Annotated in this window: 2 protein-coding genes and 1 pseudogene; all 3 read right to left on the bottom strand. The window is 66.6% G+C overall.

Features of this window, described 5'->3' with window-relative positions; all coding sequences use genetic code 11:
* Positions 1-2,000, bottom strand: a 2,000-nt coding sequence (locus Q8M88_RS04960) for an RNA degradosome polyphosphate kinase (protein ID WP_305595138.1), incomplete at its 3' end; no start/stop codon positions are given.
* Between the two features lie 69 nt (positions 2,001-2,069).
* Positions 2,070-2,741: a DnaA ATPase domain-containing protein gene (locus Q8M88_RS04955; protein WP_305595137.1), complete on the bottom strand. Its 672-nt coding sequence runs from the start codon at positions 2,739-2,741 to the stop codon at positions 2,070-2,072.
* Positions 2,742-2,829: 88 nt separating this feature from the next.
* A pseudogene (locus Q8M88_RS04950) lies at positions 2,830-3,068 on the bottom strand (arginyltransferase); the annotation flags it as partial.

Below are 3,068 nucleotides of genomic sequence, written 5' to 3'. Positions count from 1 at the left end.
TGCTGCAGCACCTGCTGGTCCACTGTCGGATTCTCGATGGGTGTCAGGCACTCGACGCGGCGGTCGAGATTGCGCGGCATCCAGTCGGCCGAGGAGATGAACACCTTGGTTTGCGCCGACGGCATCGGCGCGCCGTTGGCGAAGGCGACGATGCGGGCGTGCTCCAGGAAGCGGCCGACGATGCTCTTGACCCGGATGTTGTCCGACAGGCCCGGCACGCCCGGGCGCAGGCAGCAGACGCCGCGGATCACCAGGTCGATGCTGACGCCGGCCTGGCTGGCCGCGTAAAGGGCGTCGATGATCACCGGGTCGACCAGCGCGTTGAGCTTGGCCCAGATCGCCGCGGGCTTGCCGGCGCGCGCGTTCTCAGCCTCGCGCAGGATCAGGCTCAGCAGGTCCTGCTTCATGGTGATCGGCGAGAACGACAGCTTTTCCAGTCGTTCAGGGCGCGCGTAGCCGGTGATGAAATTGAACAGCCGCGTGGAATCGCGGCTCAGCACCGGGTCGGTGGTGAACAGCGACAGGTCCGTATAGATGCGCGCCGTCACCTGGTGATAGTTTCCGGTGCCGAAGTGGCAGTAGGTGCGCAGGCCTTCGCCCTCGCGGCGGACCACCACCGACAGCTTGGCGTGGGTTTTGTACTCCACGAAGCCGAAGACGACGTGGACGCCGGCCCGCTCCAGATCGCGGGCCCAGCGCATGTTGGCCTCTTCGTCGAAGCGCGCCTTGATCTCCACCAGGGCGGTGACGTTCTTGCCGCTCTCCGCCGCCGCAATCAGCGCCGCGACGATCGGACTGTTGGGCGAGGTCCGGTAGAGCGTTTGCTTGATCGCCAGCACGTTCGGGTCGCTGGCCGCCTGGCGCAGGAACTGGACCACCACGTCGAAGCTCTCGAACGGGTGATGGACCAGGATGTCCTTCTCGCGGATCGCAGCGAAGCAGTCGCCGGCGTGGTCGCGGATTCGCTCGGGGAAACGCGCCTCGAACGGTTTGAACGTAAGGTCAGGACGATCCGATGCGATCAGCTGCGACAGCTCGTCCAGGCCCAGCAGCCCGTCGATGAGGATCACGTCCTCGGGGTTGGCCTTCAGCGCGCCGCAGATGAAGTCGCGCAGCTCCTCCGGCATGGCGGTCTCGATCTCGACGCGCACCACCGAGCCCATGCGACGCTGTTTGATCAGCGCCTCGAACTCGCGGACCAGGTCATCGGCCTCTTCCTCCATCTCCACATCGCTGTCGCGGATCAGGCGGAACACACCCTGGGCCTCGACGTCGCAGCCGGGGAACAGGTGGTCGAGGAACAGGGCGACCATGTTTTCGAGCGACAGGTAGCGGCGCTCGGTCGAGCCGGCCTGCGCGGGAATTTCCCAGAAACGGGCGACCTGGGCCGGGATCGGCATCATCGCGTACAGCGGCCGTGAATCGGTGGCCCGCTTCAGCTTCAGCACCAGCGAGAACGCCAGGTTCGGGATGAACGGGAACGGGTGCGCCGGATCGATCGCCAGCGGGGTCAGCACCGGGAACAGGCGTGTCAGGAACTGCTCTTCAAGCGCCGCGCGCTCGGCGGGCGTGACATGGTCAGGGGCGACCAAATGCAGGCCTTGGCTGCTCAGCTCGGTGCAGAGCTGGCCCCAGCGGATCTGCTGATCGGCCATCAGGTCGGCGGCGGCGGCGTTGATTCTCAAGAGTTGCTCGGCCGGCGCCAGGCCGTCCTGGCTGAGCACGCGCACGCCCTCGCGCACCTGCGCCTTCAGGCCGGCGACGCGCACCATGTAGAATTCGTCGAGGTTGTTGGCCGAGATCGCCAGGAAGCGCAGCCGCTCCAGCAAGGGGTGGCGCGGATTGTGGCTCTCTTCCAGCACGCGCCGGTTGAACGCCAACCACGACAGTTCGCGGTTGAAGAATCGTTCGGTGCTGTCGGCCAGCGTCTGGTCCCACCCGAGCTGGAGTCTCGCGCCCTCATTGGCGGGGCGAGGGGGAGTGGGCGCGGCATAGGTCATCGAGAAAGGCGCTCCGCCTGGAAGATCCGGACGCATTCTGGCCGGAGGAACTGCATTGGCCCTAAGTGTTCACGGAAAAAGGTCAAGATTCTGATTATCGCCCTCAAGCACCGATCTGGCGAGGGCGCGCGAAACGGGTCGTCCTGCGGCGTCGGCCGCTTCGTCCAGGCGCATGACCATTTCGCGGGCATACGGGATCGACCGCTCCATCCGCCGCAGCAGATAGGGATAGACATCCTTGGTCGGGCGAATGCTCCGCTGGCGGAAGAATTTTCTCAGCACCGCCTCCAGGATCTCGTCGTCGGGTTCCTGGATCTCGGCCACCGGCAGCGCGTTGAGCCGCGAACGAAGGTCGGGGACCTCGGCCGGCCAGGCCGCTGGCGGCGTGCGCGCGGTGAGCAACAGGCTGGCGCCCTCGCGCGCCGCCATGTTGATCAGGTGAAACAGGGCCTCGGCGGGCGCGCCGCGGTCCACGTCCTCGATCAGTGCGGGTCGCCCGGCCGCCGCCGCGAGATCGGGCGTCAGCCGCTCAAGCATCGCCGCACCGGTTTCGGTGGCCCAGACACGGCCGAGATGGGTCTTGCCGACGCCTTCAGGCCCCACCAGCACCAGACAACCGCCGTGCCAGTTCGGCCACGTGGCGAGCGCCGCCAGGGCCTGGGCGTTCGCCGCGCCAGCCTGGAAGTCGTCACGGTTATAGGCGGCGGGGCGCTCGAGGCTCAGCCGTAGCTGTCGCACCATGAGGCGGGTCCGAGGCTGAAAAGGAGACCGGTGGGATTCCAGCGTGTTCGTGCCGGATATTGCGGGCGAATAGAAGGCGGCGACGCGCCTAATCCACAACGCCGGTGGTCGGCCGGTCGCGCGCCGCCATCAGCGACCAGCCTTCGGGCTTCAGCAACTCCAGCGGAGAGAACCTCACCTTGTAGTTCATCTTGGCGCTGCCGCGCACCCAGTAGCCCAGATAGACGTAGGGCAGGCTGGTCAGACACGCCTGGATGACGTGGTCGAGGATCACGAACGAGCCCAGGCTGCGGCGCGCCATGCCGGGATCATAGAAGCTGTAGACCA

It is taken from the genome of Phenylobacterium sp. (genome assembly GCF_030693805.1).
Lineage (GTDB): Bacteria > Pseudomonadota > Alphaproteobacteria > Caulobacterales > Caulobacteraceae > Phenylobacterium.
This window is presented reverse-complemented; position numbering and strand designations above follow the sequence as displayed.